Origin of the sequence: Mycobacterium senriense, assembly GCF_019668465.1 — a bacterium.
Taxonomy (GTDB): Bacteria; Actinomycetota; Actinomycetes; order Mycobacteriales; family Mycobacteriaceae; genus Mycobacterium; species Mycobacterium senriense.
Genome location: NZ_AP024828.1, coordinates 4,040,706 through 4,062,434 on the forward strand (window position 1 = coordinate 4,040,706; position 21,729 = coordinate 4,062,434).

Below are 21,729 nucleotides of genomic sequence, written 5' to 3' on the forward strand. Positions count from 1 at the left end.
GGCGCCGCCACCGTGCCCGGGCGTCGTCAGGCGCGGCTGCGGGCGGCCTGCTCGTAGAGCCGTCCCGCGCGATAGGACGAGCGCACCAGCGGTCCGGCCAGCACCCCGGCGAAACCCAACTGTTCGGCGTGCTGGGCGAACTCGACGAATTCCTCCGGCTTCACCCAGCGCTCGACGGGGTGGTGACGCGCCGACGGGCGCAGGTACTGGGTGATGGTGATGATGTCGCAGCCAGCGTCGTGCAGGTCGGCGAGGGCGGTCCGCACCTCGTCGGGGGTCTCGCCCATGCCGAGGATGAGGTTGCTCTTGGTGACCAGGCCGGCCTCGCGCGCCGCGGTCAGCACGTCCAGGCTGCGCTGGTAGGTGAAGGCGGGCCGGATCCGCTTGAAGATGCGCGGCACGGTTTCGACGTTGTGTGCCAACACTTCCGGGCGCGACTCGAACACCTCGGTCAGCCGGGTGGGCTCGCCGTTGAAGTCGGGGATCAACAGCTCGACGCCGGTCGTCGGATTGAGTTCCTTGATGGCGCGCACCGTCTCGGCGTACAGCCAGGCACCGCCGTCGGGCAGGTCGTCGCGGGCCACCCCGGTGACCGTCGCGTAGCGCAGTCCCATCGTGCGCACGCTGTCGGCCACCCGCCGGGGCTCGTCGCGATCCAGTTCGGCGGGCTTGCCGGTGTCGATCTGGCAGAAGTCGCAGCGGCGGGTGCACTGGTCGCCGCCGATCAGGAAGGTGGCCTCGCGGTCCTCCCAGCATTCGAAGATGTTGGGGCAGCCCGCCTCCTCGCAGACCGTGTGCAGCCCCTCGCGCCGGACCAGGCTCTTGAGCTGGGTGTACTCCGGGCCCATCCGGGCCCGCACCCTGATCCACGGCGGTTTGCGCTCGATCGGGGTCTCGGCGTTGCGCACTTCCAGGCGCAGCAGCTTACGTCCTTCCGGTGCGACAGTCACATCGCTGATGCTACGCGGGCGGCGGGGTGTTCACGGACCGGCAACACCCCGTCCAGAGCGTCGCAGACGGCGTCGCCGACCGCCGTCTGGACGTCCTCGACCGACACCGGACGGAGCAGTTCGGCCGACAGCGACGTCACCCCGGCGTCGCTGATGCCGCACGGCACGATCGCATTGAAGGCGTCCAGATCGCAGTCGCAGTTGAGGGCGAACCCGTGCAGGGTGGTCGCCCGGGACACCCGGACGCCGATCGCGGCAACCTTGCGGTCGGGGCGGCCCTCGTCGCCGGGCACCCACACCCCGGACCGGCCCGGCACCCGGACCGCGTCCACGCCGAGATCGGCGCAGACCTTGATCAGCGCCTCTTCCAGGCGCCGCACGTAGTTGACCACGTCGAGCGGTTCGGCCAGGCCGATGATCGGATACCCGACCAACTGGCCGGGACCGTGCCAGGTGATCTTGCCGCCGCGGTCGGTGTCGACAACCGGTGTGCCGTCCACCGGACGTTCGTGCGCCTCGGTACGCCGGCCCGCCGTGTAGACCGCGGGGTGCTCCAGCAGTAGCAGCGTGTCGCTGCCACCGGCCACCCGGGCGTCGGCCAGATCGCGTTGCTGTTGCCAGGCCACGCGGTAGTCGACGATGCCGAGCTGGCGGACGTCGATCAACGCCTGGCTGGACCGGATGGAATCGATCACGTCCGCGACGGTACTCGGCCCGGGCCGGCCGGGCACAGCCCGGGCGATACACCGCGACTAGTCGTGGTCGCGCCGGGCGGTCGCATAGGCGAGCGCCTCGCCAATGGTGTTGTGGTGGAAGACGAAACCGGCGCGCTCGAGTGCGGACGGGATGGCGCGCTGCCCCGTCAGCAGGCCCTCTTCGGCGAACTCGCCCAGCGTGGCCCGGATGGCGAAACCGGGCACCATCAACGGCGTCGGGCGGTTGACCGCCCGGCCGAAGGCCGTGGTGAATTCGGCGTTGGTGACCGGCGCGGGCCCGGTCATGTTCACCGGGCCGGACAGCTCGGGGGCGAAAATCGCGAACAACAGCGCGCGCACTTCGTCTTCCAGCGTGATCCACGACATGTACTGCCGCCCGCTGCCCAGCCGGGCGCCGAGCCCGGTGCGGAACAACGGCCGCAACCGGCCCAACAGGCCGCCGGCGGGGGAGAACACCAGCCCGGTGCGGGCCAGCACCACCCGGGCGCCCGCGTACTGGGCGGGCAGCGTGGCGGCCTCCCAGTCTTCGCACAGCCGGGCCAGGAAACCCGTTCCCGCGCGGTCGTTTTCATCGACCACGCGGTCCTTGGTGTTGCCGTAGAAGCCCACCGCGCTGGCGTTGACCAGGGTCGCCACACCCGCGTCGGCGACAGCATGCGCCAGGACCTCGGTGGGGGCGATGCGGCTGTCCCGGAGGCTCTGCTTGAAGGCGCCCGACCAGCGCCGTTTGCCGATGTTGACGCCGCACAGGTTGACGACCGCGTCGACGTCGACGAGCGTGTCGGGATCGAGATCGCCGGTCTCGGGATTCCAGTGCAGCTCGTCGGCGTTCGCCGGGGTCCGGCGCACGATGCGCAACACCCGGTGGTCGGCGGCGCGTAGGGCTGCGGCCAGCGCGGAACCGATCAGGCCGGACGAACCCGCAATCGCGACGACGGAATTCTGACCAGCGCGAGCCACGTTCGCATGTCCTTCTTTACAGGCCGAGGTCGGCCTCGAAGGCTCCCTCTTCCAGTCGGTGCTTGATGGTGGTCAGGAAGCGGCCGGCGTCCGCGCCGTCGATCAGCCGGTGGTCATAGGTCAGCGGGAGATAGCAGATCGAGCGGACGCCGATCGATTCGTTGCCGCTGTCGTCGACCACGACCCGCGGCCGCTTGACGATCGCGCCGGTGCCCAGCATGGCGGCCTGCGGCGGAACCAGGATCGGGGTGTCGAACAGCGCACCCTGGCTGCCGATGTTTGTGATCGTGAAGGTGCCGCCGGACAGCTCGTCGGGTTTCAGGTTGCCCGACCGGGCGCGTGCGGCGATGTCGGCGATCGCCCTGGCCAGGCCGGCCAGGGACAGGTCGCCCGCGTTGTGCACGACGGGGGAGAGCAGGCCCTGTTCGGTGTCGACCGCGAAGCCGAGGTGCTCGGCGTCGTAGTAGGTGATCTCCTTCGTGTCCTCGTTGTAGCTCGCGTTGACGTTGGGGTGGATCTTCAGCGCGTCGATCACCGCGCGGGCGATGAACGGCAGGAAGGTCAGGTTCACCCCCTCGCGCTCGGCGAACGCCGCCTTGGCCCTGGCCCGCAACCCGACCAGCCTGGTCATGTCGACCTCGTGGGTCTGGGTGAGTTGAGCTGTCGCCTGCAGGGATTCGCGGGTCTTGTTCGCGGTGATCTGCCGGATCCGGCTGGCCTTCTGGGTGGTGCCCCGCAGGTGCGCCAGCGCGGGAGCCGGGGTGGGCGCCGCGGCGGGCTTGGGGGCGGCGGCCGCGGGGGCCGCGGCGGCGGCGGGCGCCGTAGCGGCTTGTTGCTTCTGCTCGGCGGCGGCCAGCACGTCTTGCTTGCGGATGCGCCCGCCCACGCCGGTGCCCGTGATCGAGTTCAGGTCAATGTTGTTTTCGGCGGCCAGCTTTCGCACCAGCGGCGTCACGTACGGCGCACCGTCGGCGCCCGGGCCGGCCGGCTGGGCCTGCGCCAGTTGGGCTTTCGGCTCCGGTGCGGGCTTGGGCTGCGGCGCGGGGGCCGGCGTGGGCTTGGGCTGCGCCTGCGGCTGGGGTGCCGGTTCCGGCGTGGGCTGGGGCTCGGGCTTGGGTGCGGGCGGGGATGGGGGTTGGGGAGCGGCGGGAGCCGCGGGCGCGGCGGCTTGCGAACCGGCGCCGACGCGCGCCAGCTCGCCGCCGACGGGCACGGTGGCGTCTTCCTCGGCGGTGATGCTGATCAGCACACCGGCCACCGGAGACGGGATCTCGGTGTCGACCTTGTCCGTGGACACCTCGACGAGTGCGTCGTCGACCTGGACCGAATCGCCGACCTTCTTGAGCCAGCGGGTCACGGTGCCCTCGGTGACCGACTCGCCCAGCTCGGGCATCAGCACCGGGGTCGCGTCGCCACCACCGGAACTCTGCTGGGCGGGCGCGGGCGTGGGCTCCGGCTGGGCCTGGGGCTGCGGCTCCGGCTGAGGCTCGGCCTCGGGCTCGGACGGGGCAGGGGCCGCGGGCTGCGCCTGCGGCTCCGGCTGGCTCGGTGCGGCCGGCTGCGAGTCGCCACCCGCCGCCCCACCCTCGGAGGCATCGCCGATGACGGCCAGCTCGCCGCCGACCTCGACCGTGTCGTCCTCCTGGGCGACGATCTTGGTCAGCACACCGGCGGCCGGCGATGGAATTTCGGTGTCGACCTTGTCGGTCGACACCTCGACGAGCGGTTCGTCGAGTTCGACCGTGTCGCCTTCCTGCTTGAGCCAGCGGGTGACCGTCCCCTCGGTGACGCTCTCACCGAGTGCCGGCATCTGGACGGAGAAGGCCATCTTTGTTGACTCCTCGATCGCTCGTGGGTCGGGGCGGGTCGATCAGCTCTTGCGGAAGGCGAAGTAGCAATCCAAAACTATCCTGTCACTGCGCCCTTGTCGGCACGCATCCAGGGCAGATACCCCGCGTCGGGCAGGTGACGCCGATCACGCTTGCTACGGTGTGGCCACTGCAGCCAGAGCGGGGAGGTCCCGATGCCGCCATCACAACAAGTACCCCAGCGTTTCGTCGACAGCGCCGACGGCACCCGCATCGCGGTCTACGAAGAGGGCAACCCCGCCGGCCCCGCCGTCGTGCTGGTGCACGGCTTCCCCGACTCGCACGTGCTGTGGGACGGGGTCGTCCCGCTGCTGGCCGAGCGGTTCCGGATCATCCGCTATGACAACCGCGGCGTCGGTGAGTCCTCGGTGCCCAAGCCGGTGTCGGCGTACAGCATGGATCGCTTCGCCGACGACTTCGCCGCCGTGACCGGCGAGCTGAGCCCGGGTGGGCCCGTGCACGTGCTGGCCCACGACTGGGGCTCGGTGGGGGTATGGCACTACCTGAAGCGTCCCGGCGCCCATGACCGGGTCGCGACGTTCACGTCGGTCTCCGGACCCGCCCAGGACCAGCTGGTCGATTACATCTTCAGCGGCCTGCGGGCCCCGTGGAAGCCGCGCACCTTCGTCCGGGCGATCAGCCAGGCGCTGCGGCTGACCTACATGATCTTCTTCTCGATCCCGGTGCTCGCGCCGTTGTTCCTCCGGCTGGCCATGTCGGTCCCGGCGCTGCGCCGCAACGCGGTCGACAACATCCCCGCCGAGCAGATCCACCACTCCGAGAAGCTGGCCTCCGACGCCGCCCACTCGGTGAAAACCTATCCCGCCAACTACTTTCGGTCGTTCTCCGGTCGCAAGCAGGGCGTGGCGGTGATCGATGTGCCGGTGCAGCTGATCGTCAACACCAAGGACAAATACGTGCGGCCCTACGGCTACGACCACACCCCGCGCTTCGTACCGCGGCTGTGGCGCCGCGACATCCAGGCCGGCCACTTCTCGCCGATGTCGCACCCGCAGGTGATGGCGGCGGCCGTGCACGAGTTCGCCGACCAGGCCGAGGGCAATTCACCGAGCCGCGCGCTGCTGCGCGCGCAGGTGGGGCGTCCCCGCGGGTCGTTCGGCGACACCCTGGTGTCGGTCACCGGCGCGGGCAGCGGGATCGGCCGCGAGACCGCGTTCGCCTTCGCGCGCGAAGGCGCCGAGCTGGTCATCAGCGATATCGACGAGGCGGCGGTGAAAGCCACCGCGGCCGAGATCGCCACCCGGGGCGGCATCGCGCACGCCTACGTGCTCGACGTGTCCGACGCGCAGGCGGTGGAATCGTTCGCCGAGCGGGTCAGCACCGAGCACGGCGTCCCTGACATCGTCGTCAACAACGCCGGCATCGGGCACGCGGGTGGTTTCCTGGACACCCCGCCCGAGCAGTTCGACCGGGTGCTCGACGTCAACCTGGGCGGCGTGGTCAACGGGTGCCGCTCGTTCGCCCGGCGGATGGTGGAGCGCGGCACCGGCGGCTACATCGTCAACGTGTCCTCGATGGCGGCCTACGCCCCGCTGCAGTCGCTGAACGCCTACTGCACCTCCAAGGCGGCGACCTACATGTTCTCCGACTGCCTGCGCGCCGAACTCGATGCCGCGGGGGTGGGCCTGACCACGATCTGCCCGGGCGTCATCGACACGAACATCATCAACTCCACCCGATTCGATGCGCCCGCGGGAAAGCAGTCCGACGATGTCGACGGCCGCCGCGGGCAGCTGGGCAAGATGTTCGCGCTGCGGCACTACGGCCCCGACAAGGTCGCCGATGCGATCCTGTCCTCGGTCCAAAAGAAGAAGCCGATTCGGCCGGTGGCGCCGGAAGCCTATGCGCTGTACGGACTTTCGCGCCTGGCGCCGCAGGGGCTGCGCAACGCCGCGCGGATGCGGGTGATCTGAGGCCGCTAGACGGCCGGTGCCGCCCCGCGGCGTCCCGTCAGCAGCGTCGCGCCGATCGCGATGACGCCGAGCACAGCCAGCGGTATCGCCCACGCTCGCCGACTGCCCACCGATGACTGGCACTGCGCGACATAGTCGGTGTGGGGGACGATCTGATTCAGGATCGGGATGTTCGCCCCATTGCTGTTGTTTGCGCTCTGGGCGGCGGAAAGGTCCGTCGCCACGGCGTTCCCGCATCCGACCGAGTGGCCGTTGCTGTCGGACACCGATACCGGCGCGAGCAGTCCGATGACTCCGGCCAACAACAGCACGGCGCCGACACCGATGATCAACCGTCGCACCGTCATGATTTCGCCTTTCGTCGTCGGGCATTTCGACCGCTAGGGAGATTAACCGCGGTTCACCCCCGGTAAACCCGAGCGTACGGCCGCATAACCCCCCGATTGCCGGGTATCCGCCGTGATAACCAAGCATATGGAGGGTTTCTGAGGTGATCACTGCAACTCGTGAGGTGCCCGAATCGTGTGAGCGGGTGTGGGAGGTGCTCGCCCAGGGCTGGACCTACACCCAGTGGGTGGTAGGCAACAGTCGCATGCGGGCCGTGGACCCGAACTGGCCGGAACCGGGGTCTTCGATCAAGCACTCGATCGGGATCTGGCCGCTGGTGATCAACGACGCGACCATCGTGGAGGAGAGCGAACCGCCGCACAAGCTGGTGCTGCTTGCCCGGTTGGGCCCGCTGGGTGCCGCGCGAATCACCATGCTGCTGCACGAGATTCCGCAGGGCTGCCGCATCGAGATGATCGAGGTGCCCGCCGAGGGCCCGATGGCGGCCGTGCCCGATTCCGTTGCGCTGGCGGCGGCCTACCCGCGGAACAAGGAGTGCCTGTGGCGGCTGGCGGCGTTGGCGGAGCGCCTGGAGCCGAGCCAGGTGAAGTGACGGTGCGCGACAGCGCCGACGCCGTCGTGATCGGGGCGGGACACCACGGTCTGGTGGCGGCGTCGATGCTGGCCGACGCGGGCTGGGATGTGCTGGTGCTGGAAGCCCAGCCCGAACCCGGTGGGGCGGTGCGCAGCGCCGAGCTGATACCGGGCTACATCACCGATCTGTTCAGCTCGTACTACCCGATGACGGTGGCGTCGCCGGCGATGACGGCGCTGCGGTTGGAAGATCACGGCCTGCGGTGGTCGCATGCGCCGACGGTGGTCGGGCACCCGCGCAACGGCGCCGACGACGATCCGCCCATCGTGTACCACGATCCCGCCCAGACGGCAGCGGAATTCGCGCGGCGAACGCCCGCCGACGGCGAGAACTGGTGGCGTCTGGTGGAGCTGTGGAACACCATCAAGGGCCCACTGCTCGACGCAATGCTGGCCCCCTTTCCGCCGGTGCGTCCCCTGCTCGCGCTGCTGCGCAGGCTCGGGACGCCGGAAGCGGCCCGGGTCGCGCGTCTGCTGGTGCAGCCGGCCAACGCGATGGCGAGTCAACTGTTCGAGGGCGAGGCGCCACGAGTGGTGTTGTTGGGCAATGCAATGCACGCCGACGTTCCCCCGGATGCACCGATCAGCGGCGCCATGGGCTTCCTGATGACGATGCTGGCCCAGGATGGCGGCTGGCCGGTGCCGGTCGGCGGATCGGGCCAGCTCACCGCGGCGCTGGTGAATCGCGCCCGCTCGGCCGGAGCGCGGATCGAATGCAATCAGAATGTTTCTCGCATCCATGTGCAGGGCGGCCGCGCGGTCGGCGTGGCCACCGCCGAGGGGCGATCGGTGACCGCCCGCCGTGCGGTGGTGGCCGACGTGACGGCGCCGCGCTTGTTCTGCGACATGCTGCCCGCCGACGCGGTGCCCGAAGCGCTGCGTCGCGAACTCCAGCACTACGAGTGGGATCCGCCGGTGGTGAAGGTCAACTATGCACTGGCAGAACCGATTCCGTGGCGGGCGAAAAACCTGGGGTCGGTGGGCACCGTGCACCTGGGGGCCGACGGCGATGGACTGACCCGCTGGATGGCCGACCTGAACACCCGGGTGATACCCGAGCATCCGTTCATGTTGCTGGGCCAGACGACCACGGCGGACCCCAGCAGATCGCCAGCCGGTACCGAAAGTGTCTGGGCCTACACGCATTTGCCGCGAAATGTGTCCGACGACGCGTCCGCGGATCGGTTGGCGACGGCGGTGGACCGCGTCATCGAAGAGCATGCACCGGGCTTCGGGTCGGCGGTGATCGGCCGGTTCGTGCAGCGGCCGTCGGACTTGGAGGCCAACGACGCCAACCTGCATCTCGGGGCGCTGAACGGCGGAACCGCGCAGTTGCACCAGATGTTGGTCTTTCGCCCCGCGCCCGGCATGGGCCGAGCCGAAACGCCGGTCGAGCGGCTCTATTTGGGCAGCGCGTCGGCGACGCCGGGTGGCTCGGTGCACGGTGCGTGCGGGCGCAACGCGGCCAACGCCGCGTTGGCCGCCGACGGTGCGATGGGCTGGCCGCGGCGCAAGTTGGGCCGGGCGGTGCTCAAACGGCTGACCGGCTAGCCGTTTTCGGCGATGTCCTCCAGGACCGCGAACATGGTCCGGGTCGGCACGCCGGTGGAACCCTTCGGCGAGTAGCCCCACGGGCTGCCGGTGTTGTAAGCCGGGCCGGCCACGTCGATGTGCGCCCAGCTCACGCCGTCGGCGACGAACTCACGCAGGAACACCCCGGCCACCAGCATGCCGGCGAAGCGCTGCCCGCTGATGTTGGACAGGTCGGCCACCGTGGACTTCAGGTCTTCCTTGAGCTCGTCGGGCAGCGGCATCGGCCAGCCGTTCTCGCCGACCCGCTGCGAGATCGACGCGACACGGTCACGGAATTCGTCGCTGCCCATCACCCCGGGGATCCGGGCGCCCAGCGCCACCGTCTGCGCGCCGGTCAGGGTGGACGTCTCGATCAGGTAGTCGGGGTTGTCCTCGCACGCCCGCACGATGGCGTCGGCCAGGATCAGCCGGCCCTCGGCGTCGGTGTTCTGCACCTCGACCGTGATGCCGCCGTACTGCGTCAGCACGTCGCCAGGGCGCTGCGCGGTGGCCGACGGCATGTTCTCGGCCATCGGCACGGTGGCGATCACATCGATCGGAAGTTTGCGCTGGGCGGCCAGCGCGACGGTCGCGATCACCGCGGCCGCCCCGCCCATGTCGGAGGTCATGTGGTGCATGCCCGCGGCCGGCTTGATCGAGATGCCGCCGGTGTCGAAGGTGACCCCCTTGCCGACCAGCGCCACGCGCTTGGCCTGCTTGGATTTCTTGGCCAGTTTGGAACCGCGGTGGGTCAGGCGCACCAGCCGCGGCGGGCGAGACGAGCCCTGCCCGACGCCGATGATCCCGCCGTAGCCGCCCTTCTGCAGCGCCTTGTCGTCTAGCACTTCCACCTCGAGGCCGACGGCCTCGCCCAAAGCCCTTGCGCGCTTGGCGAATTCGGCGGGGAACAGGTGGCTGGGCGGGGTGTTGACGAAGTCGCGCGCGGTGGCGACCGCGGTCGCCACGGCGGCGCCGTGCGCGGCGTCGTTCTTGGCGTCCTTCGCGGTGGCGAGCACCGTGATCTTGCGCAGCCCTGGGTCTTTGGGTGCCGTTTTGTCGCTGCGGAATTCGGTGAACCGGTAGCTGCCCAGGATCAGGCCCTCGACGGCGGCCGAGGCGACGCCCTCACCGGGCAGTTCGGCCAGCGTGGTGATCACCGATTCGGTCTTGCCGAGCGATCGCGCGGCCACACCGGCGGCGCGACGGATGGTGTCGGCCGGCCACTCGGGTCGCGGCTTGCCCAGCCCGACCGTCAGCACGCTGGACACCGGCAGCGACGGCACCACCAGCCGGTGCACCTGCTCGGCGCCGCCCGTGGCCTCCAGCGCCTTCAGACCGGATTCGATCTCGCCGACCGCGTCAGAGTTCAGGAACGGCTCGGCCGCCGCAACGGCCGCGCCCGGTTTGTCGTCCTCGCCGGTCGAGACGACGGGCACGATCAGCACGGTGGACGCGGCGGCGCGCCGTGGCAGCGAGGTGGCGACGGTGACAGCGGGGGAGGCGTAACCGGGTTCTGTGCTCATCCGCATCACCCTAACGGTCCACCCTTTACGGCTGATTAGGGTGAAGAGTCGTGAGCACTGAAGCCGACCTTCTGCGCGGCCCATTGGAAGACCGTCACCGGAGCTTGGGCGCCAGTTTCGCCGAGTTCGGCGGCTGGCTGATGCCGGTGTCATATGCCGGCACCGTCAGCGAGCACAACGCGACGCGCAACGCGGTCGGCCTCTTCGACGTCAGCCACCTGGGCAAGGCGTTGGTCCGCGGGCCGGGCACGGCGCAGTTCGTCAACTCCGCGCTCACCAACGACTTGAACCGGATCGGGCCCGGCAAGGCGCAATACACGTTGTGCTGCACCGAATCCGGTGGCGTCGTCGACGACCTGATCGCCTACTACGTCGACGACGACGAGATCTTCCTGGTGCCCAACGCGGCCAACACCGCCGCCGTGGTCGAGGCGCTGCAGGCCGCCGCCCCGGCCGGGCTGACCATCACCAACCAGCACCGCTCCTTCGCGGTGCTGGCCGTGCAGGGCCCGCGGTCCGCCGACGTGCTTGGCCAGCTGGGCCTGCCCACCGACATGGACTACATGGCGTACGCCGACACCTCGTTCTCCGGCGTGCCGGTGCGGGTCTGCCGCACCGGCTACACCGGCGAGCACGGCTACGAGCTGCTGCCGCCCTGGGACAGCGCCGGTGTGGTGTTCGACGCCCTGGCCGAGGCGGTCAGCGCGGCCGGCGGCGAGCCGGCCGGACTGGGCGCACGCGACACCCTGCGCACCGAGATGGGCTATCCGCTGCACGGCCACGAACTCGCGCTCGACATTTCGCCGCTGCAGGCCCGCTGCGGCTGGGCGATCGGCTGGAAGAAGGACGCGTTCTTCGGCCGCGACGCCCTGCTGGCCGAGAAGGAGGCCGGCCCGGCGCGGCTGCTGCGCGGACTGCGGATGGTGGGCCGCGGCGTGCTGCGCGCCGGGCTGACGGTGCTCGCCGGCGACACGCCGGTGGGGATCACGACCTCGGGCACCTTCTCGCCGACGCTGCAGGCCGGGATCGCTTTGGCGCTCATCGACGCCGACGCCGGAGTCGAGGACGGTCAGGAGATCACCGTCGACGTCCGCGGCCGTCGCGCCGCATGCGAAGTGGTGCGCCCGCCGTTCGTCGCGGTGAAAACCCGCTAGCCGCGCCGCGTGCGCGGGCGAAATCCGATTCGGTAGGCGGATATACAATCAGCCAATGACCAGTGGCTCCCTCGAGTTCACGGTTTCGCGCTCGGCAAGTCCGGCAACCGAGGCTGAACGCGAAACCATCCTGGCCGAGCCGGGTTTCGGCAAGTACTTCACCGATCACATGGTGTCGATCGATTACGACGAGGCCGGCGAAGGTTGGCACAACGCGCGGGTCATCCCGTACGGCCCCCTCGAGCTGGACCCGTCGGCGCTCGTGCTGCACTACGCGCAGGAGATCTTCGAGGGGCTCAAGGCGTACCGCTGGGCCGACGGCTCGATCGTGTCGTTTCGCGCCGAGGCCAACGCAGCCCGGCTACGGTCCTCGGCGCGGCGGCTCGCCATCCCGGAGCTGCCCGAAGAGCTGTTCATGGAGTCGCTGCGCCAGCTGATCGCCGTCGACAACGCCTGGGTTCCGGCGGCCGGCGGCGAGGAGGCGCTGTACCTGCGCCCGTTCGTCATCGCCACCGAGCCCGGGCTGGGTGTGCGGCCGTCCAAGCGGTACCGCTACCTGGTGATCGCCTCGCCGGCCGGCGCCTATTTCAAGGGCGGCATCAGCCCGGTCACCGTCTGGGTGTCGACGGAGTATGTGCGCGCCAGCCCCGGCGGAACCGGCGCGGCCAAGTTCGGCGGGAACTACGCGGCATCGCTGTCGGCTCAGGCCGAGGCCGCGGCCAACGACTGCGACCAGGTGGTGTGGCTGGACGCCGTCGAGCGGCGCTTCGTCGAAGAGATGGGCGGGATGAACATCTTCTTCGTGTTCGGCAGCGGCGGATCCGCGCGCCTGGTCACCCCGGAGCTGTCCGGCTCGCTGTTGCCTGGAATCACGCGGAACTCCTTGCTGCAGTTGGCAATTGACGCCGGATTCTCCGTCGAGGAACGCAAGATCGATATCGACGAATGGCAGAAGAAGGCCGCCGCCGGGGAGATCACCGAGGTGTTCGCCTGCGGCACCGCCGCGGTCATCACCCCCGTCTCACACGTGAAATACGGCGACGCCGAATTCACCGTCGCCGACGGCCAACCCGGCGAGGTGACGATGGCGTTGCGGGACACGCTGACCGGGATCCAGCGCGGCACCTTCGCCGACACCCACGGCTGGATGGCCCGGCTGGGCTAGAACCGCACCGCACCCGCGAGTAGCACCGCGGTCACCGTCGTGGTCAGCTCGATCGCGGCGCCCAGCACGTCACCGGTGATGCCGCCGAACCGGCGCACGCAGTGCCGCACCAGGATTGCCCCGCAACCCAGGCCCAGCAGCACCGCCACCGGTCCCTGCCACGGCCGCGGCCCGGTCGGCACCGAGGCGGCCAGCAGCACCGCGACCCAGGCCGTCACCACCACAGTGGGCTGGCTTGCGGCGACCCGGACGCCCAGGGTGCTGCCGCCGGCGGCCGGCACCGACCGGTGGCCGGCCAGCACCGCGGTCACCCGGCCCGCGAACACCGCCACGGCCACCGCGACCATCCCGGGGACCACCCGGCCGGTGGCCCCCAGCGCCGAAAACGCCAGCGCCTGCAGCATGATCACCACGACCACGGCGGCGACGCCGAACGGCCCGGTCGACCCCTCGCGCATCACCGCCAGCGCCCGCTGCGGCGGACCGTAGCAGCCCAGGCCGTCGGCGGTATCGGCGACGCCGTCGACATGCAGGCCGCGGGTCGCAAGCAGCAGCACCGCGACCGCGAGCAGGCCGGGCAGCGGGCTGGACCGGCCGAAGACCCACGCTCCACCCCAGGTCACGGCCGCGGCCAGCGCCCCCAGCGCGGCGCCCACCACCGGCAGCGCGGTCATGGCGCCCCGACCCATCGGCGCGTCGCCCGGAACCGGCAGCACCGTCCCGAAGGCGAAAGCCGTTGCCAGAGAACGGATCACGACGGGGGAGCGGGCCGATTGGCGCCGTCGGCGCGATCGGAAACACCGGCCTGGGTGAAGGTCGCCATCGACGACAGGGCGGCCACCGCGGCGCGCAGCACCGGCAGCGCGAGCGCGGCGCCGGTGCCCTCGCCCAGCCGCATCCGCAGGTCGAGAATCGGCTCCAGGTCCAGCGCCGTCAGCGCCAATCCGTGGGCGGGCTCAGTGGACCGGTGACCGGCCTGCCACCACAGCCGCGCACCCGGCGCCAGGTGCTCGGCGACCAGCGCGGCCGCCGTCACCGCCATGCCGTCGAGCAGCAGCGGCGTGCGCCGCACCGCGGCCTGCGCGCAGAAGCCGGCCAGCGCGGCCAGGTCCGCGCCCCCGGCGCGGCGCAGCAGCGCGACCGGATCGGGCAGCACCTGCCGCGCGCGAAACAGGGCGTCGCGCACCGCGGCCGTCTTGCGGGCCCACCCGGCGTCATCGATCCCGGTCCCGAAACCCACCGCGACGACCGGCTCGACGTTCGTCAGCGCCGCCACCAATACCGCTGCGGCCGTGGTATTTCCGATCCCCATGTCGCCGGCGATCAGCAGGTCGGCGCCGGCGTCGACCTCCTCGTCGGCGATGGCGGCGCCGGCGGCGAGCGCCCGCGCGGTCTCGTCGTCGCTCAACGCGTCCTCGACCCGGATGTCGCCGCTGGCGCGCCGCACCTTGTGCGCGCCGATCCGTTCGGTCAGCGGGTCCGCGTCGACCGCGAGGTCAGCGACCCGCACCGTCGCCCCGGCGATGTCGGCTAGCGCGTTGATCGCGGCCCCGCCGGCATCGAAGTTCGCGACCATCTGCGCCGTCACCTCCGGCGGATAGGCCGACACCCCCGACCGGGCGACGCCGTGGTCTCCGGCGAACACCACCACCCGGGCGCGCTCGAATTGCTCTGGCGGGCAATGCCCTTGACACGACGCGACCCACACCGACAAATCCTCGAGGCGGCCCAGCGCGCCCCGGGGTTTGGTCAGGGTGTCCTGGCGGGCGCGGGCGGCGGCGGCGACACGGGCATCGGGCGGTGAGACGGTGGCGAATTGCATCACGCCCCCGCCGGTTTGATCGGCACCGGCTGTCCGGCCACCACCAGCACCACCCGGTCGCACAACCGGGCGAGGCGCTGGTTGAGGCCGCCGAGTTCGTCGGCGAACCGGCGTCCGGCGGCGGTCGCGGGCACGACGGTCAACCCGACCTCCGGGCTGACCAGCACCAGCGGGGAAGCGAAGTCGCCGACTGCGGCCAGCATGTCATCGACGGGAGCCGCGACCGAGCCGCCATCCCAGGCGTTGGTGCGGTCCAGCGCGCCGGTCAGCCAGGTGCCCAGGTCGTCGACCAGCGTCGGGATGCCCGGCGACTGGCGCAATTGCGTTGCGATGTCGTCGGTTTCGATCGTGGACCAGTGCCCGGGCCTGCGGCTGCGATGCTGGGCGATCCGGTGCGCCCAGGCCGCGTCGTCGTGGTCGGCCGGCCCGGGCGCCAGGTAGTGAATCGCCTGCCCGGGCGGCAACCCGTCGGTGATGGCTTGCTCCGCCCACTGCGATTTGCCTGACCTGATCCCGCCGAGCACCAGGGTGCGCACCGGTGTCAGCCCGCTTTCTGGCGAGCTTTAATCGACACTGGCGCCGTGCTTGACCTGGGGCCGCGGCGCTCGCAACCGGCGCATCTGAGATGCCCGCCCAGCGGCGTAAAGGCCTAGCTTCCAACGGCTTTCGGTGTTGCTGGGGAACTTGACGTCGACCAGCCTGCTGACCTTGCGGCCCAGGATCAGGCCGTCGACGCTCATCACGGCCATCAGCACCAGCATGGCCGGCGACACCCACAGCTGCAGTTGCGGGACGCCGAACATGACGAACATCAAGAACAGGGTCGACGGCATGAACAGGCCCAGCAGATTGCGCCGAGAGTCGACCACGTCGCGAACGTAACGGCGGACGGGGCCCTGGTCGCGCGGCAACAGGTAGCCCTCTTCGCCGGCCATCATCTTTGCCCGGCGATCCGACATGCGGGCGCGACCGGCGACCTTGTCCGCCCGGCGCTCCTCGCGGCTGAGCTTGGGACCGGCCAGCGATTTGCGCCGGGCCCGCGCCTCGGACGCGGTCATCGGCGCGGGCGCGATCGGTCCCTTCCTGGGGTTGCGACGGGCCTCGTTGCGCTTGGGCGTGGGGCGGCCCTTGGGGCCTGTCCGCTGCGCCTCGCGGATCGCGTCGCCCGAGGCGCCGGCTATGCCGGCGGCGCCCGACGCGGCGGCGCTCTCGTCGAGGTCGGTGTCCTGGCCCTTCTTGCGGCCCAACAGCTTCACAGGGGCCAGGTTACTTCGCGGACGACGCGCGCCGGAATTCGCCTGGAATGCCTTGCTATTAGACCTGCGTTAGTACCGCACTTGGCCCTACTCTTACACGTGATGAACGGCAGCGTTTGATGGACGACGGGTCGATGGCCTCGGATGATGATGGTCCCGCCCTAGCCCCCGGCCGCCTTCAACTGCCCGCCATGCAGGTCCTGGTGGCCCCGGACTGCTACGCCGACAGCATGTCGGCCCAGGAGGCTTCCGCGGCCATCGCGACCGGCTGGACCCGGTCACGTCCCGGCGACCGGTTCATTGTCGCCCCGCAATCCGACGGCGGTCCCGGCTTCGTCGAGGTGCTCGCCAGCCGGCTCGGGGAGACGCGGCGCCTGCGGGTGTCCGGACCGCTGAAGGCCATGGTCGAAGCCGATTGGGTGTTCGACCGGGGCTCGGCCACCGCCTACCTGGAGTGCGCGCAGGCGTGCGGCCTGGCGCTGGTCGGCGGACCGCCGACCCCCGAGACCGCCATGGCGTCGCACAGCAAAGGCGTGGGCCAGCTGATCGCCGAGGCGCTGCGGGTCGGGGCGACGCGCATTGTGGTCGGCCTGGGCGGCAGTGCCTGCACCGACGGTGGGCAGGGCATGATCGCCGAACTCGGCGGCCTGGACACCGCCCGCCGGCAACTGGGCAACGTGGAGTTGATCGCCGCCTCCGACACCGAATACCCGCTACTCGGCCCGTGGGGGGCCGCGCGGGTGTTCGGGCAGCAGAAGGGCGCCGACACGGCCACCGTCGCGGCGCTGGAGGTTCGCCTGCAGGCCTGGGCGCTGATCCTGGAAGCGGTGGCCGGACGGGACGTGAGCGCGGAGCCGGGTGCGGGAGCCGCCGGCGGCATCGGCGCCGGGCTGCTGGCGCTCGGCGGCCGCTGCGAGTCCGGGGCGGCCATCATCGCCGAGCACACCCGGCTGTCCGACGACCTGGACACGGCGGACATGATCGTCACCGGTGAGGGCCGGTTCGACGAGCAGTCCCTGCACGGCAAGGTGGTGGGCTTTCTCGCCGACGCGGCCCGGCCGCGGGGGATTCCCGTGGTCGTGCTGGCCGGCCAGGTCGACTTGGAGAACGCGACGGTGCGCTCGTCGGGCATCATGGCCGCGTTATCCATCGCCGAGCACGCCGGATCGGTGCGGCTGGCCCAGGCCGACGCGGCCAACCAGCTCATGGGCTTGGCGTCGGTAGTTGCGGCGCGACTCGGGAATAGCGGTCCTGCAAGGTACCGTTGATGGTGTGGACTTTCGGGCGGTCCGGATCGCCCGGCGCAGGCCGGCGATTTCGGGCTTGATCGACCCCACCCAACGATGAGGCATGTAGGAGAAGCAATGACGGTGCAAAACGAGTCGAACGCCACGACGACCCACGGCGTGATCCTGACCGAGGCCGCCGCCACCAAGGCAAAGTCCCTGCTGGACCAGGAGGGCCGCGACGACCTCGCGTTGCGCATCGCGGTGCAGCCGGGCGGCTGCGCCGGCCTGCGCTACAACCTCTTCTTCGACGACCGGGCGCTGGACGGCGACCTGACCGCGGAGTTCGGCGGTGTGAAGCTGACGGTGGACCGGATGAGCGCGCCCTATGTCGAAGGCGCGTCCATCGACTTCGTGGACACCATCGAGAAGCAGGGCTTCACCATCGACAACCCCAACGCCACCGGCTCGTGCGCCTGCGGCGACTCGTTCAACTGATCGGTTAAATCCCGCGAATCCGTCAGCCGGGCTGTGCAGTCCGGCTGACGGTGTGCGTTCAGTATGAGCCGCCGGTGCGCAGCACGTACGAGCAGACCATGATCTGGCCGCGCTGGAACAGCAGCTGCGCGATCCCCTGCACCTGCCCGTGCATCGGGGCGCCGCTCACCGGGGTCACCCGCATGGTGAACAACGCCTGAGCCTGGTACTGGGACAGGTAGACGATCTTGTCGATCGAGGTCAGCTCGACCTCGGAGAACTGCTTGCGGAACGCGTCGCTGCTGAGCTTGGCCAGCGCCTGGTCGGATCGTTTGTCCTGGACGCCGTCGTACAGCCCGCACAGCGCGTTGCGGGCGATCTCGTCGATGTCGCGGTGCTCCAGCGCGTCCAGATAGCCCTGGATGGCCGTCTTCGCCGCGCCCTCGGAGAATGTGGAGCCGGTGTTGGCCCCGTTGGTGCGCACCCCGTAGACGATGGCCACCGTCAGCACCGCGACGAGCGCGATGGCCAGCACGACCCCGACGATCAGCCCGCGCTTGGACCGTTGCGGCGGGTACGGGACCGGCGCGGGAGGCTGCCCGGCATAATTGGCGGGAGCAGGCCCTGCCTGCGGAGCTGGGGCGAAGCCCGAATTACCGGCGTTGGGGTCGTCGTCGGGGAAGTCGACTGGCTGGGATTCGCTTGGGGACTCACGTCGGTTCGGTCCGCCGTTGCCGCCGCCGACGGTGTGGTTCGGCGAGTGCGGACCTGCCATCGTGGTTCTCCTACGGTGGTAGACGGGACTGCAAGCGGGTTGCGGCCCGAGCAATGTGATCCCGGCGACTTGAGTGAGTTCCCTAGGGAGGCTAGCGCACGGCCTTGCGCCGACCGTGCACACAGCGACGGTCGAGGCCCGTGAGTAAGCTAGATAACCTTACTAACGAAGGATGGAGTTTTCGTGACGATCGCGGTGACAGGTTCGATTGCGACCGACAATCTGATGCGGTTTCCCGGCCGGTTTTCCGAGCACCTGCTGGCCGAGCACCTGCAGAAGGTGTCCCTGAGTTTTCTGGTTGACGACCTGGTAATTCACCGCGGCGGCGTGGCGGGCAACATCGCCTTCGCCATCGGCGTGCTGGGCGGCGACGTGGCGCTGGTCGGGGCGGCCGGCGACGACTTCGGCGAGTACCGCGAGTGGCTGCAGTCGCACGGCGTCAACTGCGACCACGTGCTGATCTCGCAAACCGCGAAAACCGCGCGATTCGTCTGCACCACCGATGAGGACATGGCGCAGATCGCATCGTTTTATCCCGGCGCCATGTCGGAGGCCCGCAACATCAAGCTCGCCGATGTCGCGTCCGCGGGTAAGCCGGATCTGGTGATCATCGGTGCCAACGACCCGGACGCGATGGTGGTGCACACCGAGGAGTGCCGCAAGCTCGGCCTGGCGTTCGCCGCCGACCCGTCCCAGCAGCTGCCCCGCCTGTCCGGCGAGGAGATCGACAAGCTCGTCGACGGCGCGGCCTACCTGTTCACCAACGACTACGAGTGGGAGCTGCTGCTCTCCAAGACCGGCTGGTCCGAGGCCGACGTGCAGAAGAAGGTCGAGCTGCGGGTGACCACGCTGGGCGCCAAGGGTGTCGACATCGTCGAGCGCGACGGGACCACCACCCACGTCGGCGTGGTGCCCGAGACCAGCCAGACCGACCCCACCGGCGTCGGTGACGCGTTCCGGGCGGGTTTCCTCACCGGCCGCACCGCCGGGCTGAGCCTCGAGCGGTCGGCGCAGCTGGGCTCGCTGGTCGCGGTGCTGGTGCTGGAGTCCACCGGCACCCAGGAGTGGACGTGGGACCCCGCGGTCGCCAAGAGCCGGTTGGCCGGCGCCTACGGCGACGAGGCGGCCGCCGAGATCGCCGCGGTCCTGGCTTGAGTTGATGCCGCGACCGTAACCACACTGCGAAATTGGCCGTTCCTTTTCGCAGTGGCGTTACGCTCGCCAGCCCTGGGTCAGAGCTGCACGGGGTAGTGCGGCTCGCTGATCTGGGGCACCACGCTGCGCTCGACGAAGATCGCGTGCCAGAGCATGAAGATCAGCAGCGTCCACAGTCGCCGGCTGTGATCGCTGACGCCATTGCGGTGCTCGTCGAGCATCCGGCGCACCGCGGCCTTGTCGACCAGGTGATCGGCCTGCGAGGCGTCCACCGTCGCATAGGCCCACTCCAGCAGCTCGCCGACGCGCAGCCAGTGCCGGATCGGCACCGGAAACCCGAGCTTGGGCCGGTGCAGCACGTGCGCCGGAACGATCGGCTCCAGCGCGCGCCGCAGCGCGTACTTGGTCGTCGTGCGGGTGATCTTCGCCTCGACGGGCAACCGGGAGGCGACGGCGAACACCTCGGGATCCAGGAACGGGACCCGGAGCTCCAGCGAGTTCGCCATCGTCATCTTGTCGGCCTTGACCAGGATGTCGCCGCGCAGCCAGGTGAACAGGTCGATGTGCTGCATGCGGGCCACCGGGTCCCAGCCCGCCGATTCGGCGTACAGCGGCGCTGTGACGTCGGTGTGGGTCCACTGCTCGCGGAACCCGGGCAGCACGTCGCGCAGCTGCGCGTCGGAGAAGCTGCGGGCATTGCCGTAGTAGCGCTCCTCGAGCGTCAGGGAGCCGCGGTGCAGCAGGCTCTTGCCCCGCATCCCGTCCGGCAGCGGCCTGCTCACCTTGCCCACCGATCGCCGCAACGGCCGCGGCAGATAATCAAAGGGCTTGAGCGATAACGGCTCTCGATAGATCGTGTAGCCGCCGAACAACTCGTCGGCGCCCTCGCCGGACAGCACCACCTTGACGTGCTTGCGGGCCTCCCGGGCGACGAAGAACAGCGGCACCAGCGCCGGGTCGGCCACCGGCTCGTCGAGATACCAGACGATCTCCGGCAGGGCGGCGACGAACTCGTCGGGCTTGACTACCTTGGCGATGTGGCGGGCGCCGATCGCCTCGGCCGAGGCCACCGCGACGTCGATCTCGGAGAAACCCTCCCGCTCGAAGCCGGTGGTGAAGGTGATCAGCCGGGGGTTGTGCCGGATGGCAAGCGCCGCGATGGCGGTCGAGTCGATCCCCCCGGACAGGAACGCCCCGACGGTGACGTCGGCACGCATGTGCTTGGCCACCGAGTCCTCGAGCACCGCGGTGATCTCGTCGTAGCGGGCCTGTTCGGTGTCGCGGGTGATCGGCACGGCGGCGAAGCGCGGCACGAAATAGCGGGTGACCTCCGGTTGCAGGAGGTCGGGGCGGATCCGGGCGTAGCAGCCCGATTCCAGCCGGCGCACCCCGCGGTGCAGCGTCTCGGGCTCGGGCACGTACTGCAGGACGGTGTAGTGCTGCACGGCCCGCTCGTCGATGCCGGTGTCGAACCCGATCAGCTCGGCCAGGTCCAGCAGGCACTTCTTCTCGCTGGCCACCGCCGTGCCGCCGGTGCCGGTCGCCATGAACAGCGGCTTGATGCCGAAAGGGTCACGGGCGCAGAACAATTCGCGGGTGACGGTATCCCACAGCGCGAACGCGAACATGCCGCGCAGCCGCGTCAAGACGTCGGTGCCCCAGTAGTGGTATCCGGCGACGACGGCCTCGCCGTCACCGTCGGTGGCGAAGGCGGCGCCATGCCGGCCGGCCAGTTCCTCACGCAGCTCGAGGTAGTTGTAGATCTCGCCGTTGAACACCAGCACGTAGCGCTCAGGCGCCTCGGGCGGCCCCCAGCGCAGCGGCTGGTGCGAATGCGCGATGTCGATGATGGACAGCCGGTTGAAGCCGAAGACGACGGAGCCGTCGGTGTCGGGGTCCACCCAGGTACCGGGCTCGTCGGGCCCGCGGTGCCGCATCGAGTGCGACGCGCGCGCGATGGCATCGTCGGCGCGGGCGGCTGCCGCTTCCTTATCATCGGAGCCCTCCGGGGCGGCAACGAACGCCAGCAGACCACACACGGCGCCCCAGTATGCCGCACTTCGGGGGCGTGCGTGGACCTCCCACCCGGCACGTCGTGAATGGCCGGGCGGACCGGCGGGCCGGGGTTTCGTCGCCCGGCTCAGGCGCGTGGTCTACGCTGCGTAGTATTCGATATCCGAGCAGGAGGCGCTAAC

The 21,729-nt window shown here is 70.2% G+C and carries 20 protein-coding genes; 8 read left to right on the top strand and 12 right to left on the bottom strand.

From position 1 onward, the window contains the following. Positions 1 to 26 precede the first annotated feature (26 nt). The 4 genes from lipA to sucB are packed head-to-tail and all read right to left on the bottom strand — an operon-like array spanning position 27 to position 4,454. A complete protein-coding gene (gene lipA, locus MTY59_RS19150) occupies positions 27 to 950 on the bottom strand; it encodes a lipoyl synthase (protein WP_221042545.1) in 924 nt (307 codons plus the stop codon). After that, positions 947 to 1,645: a lipoyl(octanoyl) transferase LipB gene (gene lipB / locus MTY59_RS19155; RefSeq protein ID WP_221042546.1), complete on the bottom strand. Its 699-nt coding sequence runs from the start codon at positions 1,643 to 1,645 to the stop codon at positions 947 to 949. Before lipB ends, lipA begins: the two co-directional genes overlap by 4 nt. Before the next feature lie 57 nt (positions 1,646 to 1,702). Beyond that, entirely contained in the window at positions 1,703 to 2,626 is a 924-nt protein-coding gene (locus MTY59_RS19160) for a TIGR01777 family oxidoreductase (protein ID WP_221042547.1), read from the bottom strand. Positions 2,627 to 2,642: 16 nt separating this feature from the next. After that, the gene (gene sucB / locus MTY59_RS19165) at positions 2,643 to 4,454 is read right to left on the bottom strand and encodes a 2-oxoglutarate dehydrogenase, E2 component, dihydrolipoamide succinyltransferase (protein WP_221042548.1); all 1,812 of its coding nucleotides are present in this window, start codon (positions 4,452 to 4,454) and stop codon (positions 2,643 to 2,645) included. Between the two features lie 195 nt (positions 4,455 to 4,649). On the opposite strand from sucB, the gene MTY59_RS19170 reads away from it, so the two are divergent. Continuing rightward, positions 4,650 to 6,428 carry an SDR family oxidoreductase gene (locus tag MTY59_RS19170; protein ID WP_221042549.1) on the top strand — a complete coding sequence of 593 codons (1,779 nt, stop codon included), beginning with the start codon at positions 4,650 to 4,652 and terminating at the stop codon, positions 6,426 to 6,428. Between the two features lie 5 nt (positions 6,429 to 6,433). Here the strand turns inward: MTY59_RS19170 and MTY59_RS19175 are convergent, their stop codons facing one another. Beyond that, positions 6,434 to 6,775: an aminopeptidase gene (locus tag MTY59_RS19175; RefSeq protein WP_221042550.1), complete on the bottom strand. Its 342-nt coding sequence runs from the start codon at positions 6,773 to 6,775 to the stop codon at positions 6,434 to 6,436. Positions 6,776 to 6,918: 143 nt separating this feature from the next. Between MTY59_RS19175 and MTY59_RS19180 the strand changes: the two genes are divergently transcribed. Then, positions 6,919 to 7,368, top strand: a complete 450-nt coding sequence (locus MTY59_RS19180) for an SRPBCC family protein (protein WP_221042551.1) — start codon at positions 6,919 to 6,921, stop codon at positions 7,366 to 7,368. Next, positions 7,365 to 8,960, top strand: a complete 1,596-nt coding sequence (locus MTY59_RS19185) for a phytoene desaturase family protein (protein WP_221042552.1) — start codon at positions 7,365 to 7,367, stop codon at positions 8,958 to 8,960. The genes MTY59_RS19180 and MTY59_RS19185 overlap by 4 nt, the downstream gene beginning before the upstream one ends. Here MTY59_RS19185 and MTY59_RS19190 read toward each other — a convergent pair. Then, entirely contained in the window at positions 8,957 to 10,504 is a 1,548-nt protein-coding gene (locus tag MTY59_RS19190; protein WP_221042553.1) for a leucyl aminopeptidase, read from the bottom strand. The two genes, MTY59_RS19185 and MTY59_RS19190, sit on opposite strands and share 4 nt — an antisense overlap. A gap of 50 nt (positions 10,505 to 10,554) precedes the next feature. Between MTY59_RS19190 and gcvT the strand changes: the two genes are divergently transcribed. Both gcvT and MTY59_RS19200 read left to right on the top strand, forming a co-directional pair. Continuing rightward, positions 10,555 to 11,658, top strand: coding sequence for a glycine cleavage system aminomethyltransferase GcvT (gene gcvT / locus MTY59_RS19195; protein ID WP_221042554.1), 1,104 nt, complete (start codon positions 10,555 to 10,557; stop codon positions 11,656 to 11,658). A 55-nt stretch (positions 11,659 to 11,713) separates the two neighbouring features. After that, entirely contained in the window at positions 11,714 to 12,823 is a 1,110-nt protein-coding gene (locus MTY59_RS19200; RefSeq protein WP_221042555.1) for a branched-chain amino acid aminotransferase, read from the top strand. Here MTY59_RS19200 and MTY59_RS19205 read toward each other — a convergent pair. Genes MTY59_RS19205 through MTY59_RS19220 form a run of 4 tightly spaced genes read right to left on the bottom strand, consistent with a single transcriptional unit; the run spans position 12,820 to position 15,901 of the window. After that, positions 12,820 to 13,578, bottom strand: a complete 759-nt coding sequence (locus MTY59_RS19205; RefSeq protein ID WP_221042556.1) for an adenosylcobinamide-GDP ribazoletransferase — start codon at positions 13,576 to 13,578, stop codon at positions 12,820 to 12,822. The two genes, MTY59_RS19200 and MTY59_RS19205, sit on opposite strands and share 4 nt — an antisense overlap. Continuing rightward, on the bottom strand, positions 13,575 to 14,648 hold the full coding sequence (gene cobT / locus MTY59_RS19210; protein ID WP_221042557.1) for a nicotinate-nucleotide--dimethylbenzimidazole phosphoribosyltransferase: 1,074 nt from the start codon (positions 14,646 to 14,648) through the stop codon (positions 13,575 to 13,577). The genes MTY59_RS19205 and cobT overlap by 4 nt, the downstream gene beginning before the upstream one ends. Beyond that, complete coding sequence (locus MTY59_RS19215) at positions 14,645 to 15,181, bottom strand: bifunctional adenosylcobinamide kinase/adenosylcobinamide-phosphate guanylyltransferase (RefSeq protein WP_221042558.1); 537 nt, start codon at positions 15,179 to 15,181, stop codon at positions 14,645 to 14,647. The genes cobT and MTY59_RS19215 overlap by 4 nt, the downstream gene beginning before the upstream one ends. Before the next feature lie 27 nt (positions 15,182 to 15,208). Next, a complete protein-coding gene (locus tag MTY59_RS19220) occupies positions 15,209 to 15,901 on the bottom strand; it encodes a DUF3043 domain-containing protein (RefSeq protein ID WP_221042559.1) in 693 nt (230 codons plus the stop codon). A gap of 191 nt (positions 15,902 to 16,092) precedes the next feature. Here MTY59_RS19220 and MTY59_RS19225 point away from each other — a divergent pair, with 191 nt between their 5' ends. Both MTY59_RS19225 and MTY59_RS19230 read left to right on the top strand, forming a co-directional pair. After that, a complete protein-coding gene (locus MTY59_RS19225) occupies positions 16,093 to 17,169 on the top strand; it encodes a glycerate kinase family protein (protein ID WP_221042560.1) in 1,077 nt (358 codons plus the stop codon). A 96-nt stretch (positions 17,170 to 17,265) separates the two neighbouring features. Beyond that, positions 17,266 to 17,625, top strand: a complete 360-nt coding sequence (locus MTY59_RS19230) for a HesB/IscA family protein (protein ID WP_007770699.1) — start codon at positions 17,266 to 17,268, stop codon at positions 17,623 to 17,625. A 58-nt stretch (positions 17,626 to 17,683) separates the two neighbouring features. Here the strand turns inward: MTY59_RS19230 and MTY59_RS19235 are convergent, their stop codons facing one another. Next, positions 17,684 to 18,379, bottom strand: coding sequence for an Rv0361 family membrane protein (locus tag MTY59_RS19235; protein ID WP_221042561.1), 696 nt, complete (start codon positions 18,377 to 18,379; stop codon positions 17,684 to 17,686). Positions 18,380 to 18,562: 183 nt separating this feature from the next. Here MTY59_RS19235 and MTY59_RS19240 point away from each other — a divergent pair, with 183 nt between their 5' ends. After that, positions 18,563 to 19,534 (top strand): carbohydrate kinase family protein, encoded by a 972-nt coding sequence (locus tag MTY59_RS19240; RefSeq protein WP_221042562.1) that lies wholly within the window; start codon positions 18,563 to 18,565, stop codon positions 19,532 to 19,534. A gap of 77 nt (positions 19,535 to 19,611) precedes the next feature. On the opposite strand, the gene asnB is transcribed toward MTY59_RS19240, so the two are convergent. After that, positions 19,612 to 21,573: an asparagine synthase (glutamine-hydrolyzing) gene (gene asnB / locus MTY59_RS19245; protein WP_221042563.1), complete on the bottom strand. Its 1,962-nt coding sequence runs from the start codon at positions 21,571 to 21,573 to the stop codon at positions 19,612 to 19,614. Positions 21,574 to 21,729 lie beyond the last annotated feature (156 nt).

Excerpts from the sequence above, each read along its gene's own strand:
- MTY59_RS19200 (WP_221042555.1), top strand. The coding sequence starts at position 11,714 with ATGACCAGTGGCTCCCTCGAGTTCACGGTTTCGCGCTCGGCAAGTCCG.
- MTY59_RS19170 (WP_221042549.1), top strand. The coding sequence starts at position 4,650 with ATGCCGCCATCACAACAAGTACCCCAGCGTTTCGTCGACAGCGCCGAC.
- MTY59_RS19175 (WP_221042550.1), bottom strand. The coding sequence starts at position 6,775 with ATGACGGTGCGACGGTTGATCATCGGTGTCGGCGCCGTGCTGTTGTTG.
- MTY59_RS19225 (WP_221042560.1), top strand. The coding sequence starts at position 16,093 with ATGCAGGTCCTGGTGGCCCCGGACTGCTACGCCGACAGCATGTCGGCC.
- MTY59_RS19230 (WP_007770699.1), top strand. The coding sequence starts at position 17,266 with ATGACGGTGCAAAACGAGTCGAACGCCACGACGACCCACGGCGTGATC.
- MTY59_RS19235 (WP_221042561.1), bottom strand. The coding sequence starts at position 18,379 with ATGGCAGGTCCGCACTCGCCGAACCACACCGTCGGCGGCGGCAACGGC.
- MTY59_RS19190 (WP_221042553.1), bottom strand. The coding sequence starts at position 10,504 with ATGAGCACAGAACCCGGTTACGCCTCCCCCGCTGTCACCGTCGCCACC.
- sucB (WP_221042548.1), bottom strand. The coding sequence starts at position 4,454 with ATGGCCTTCTCCGTCCAGATGCCGGCACTCGGTGAGAGCGTCACCGAG.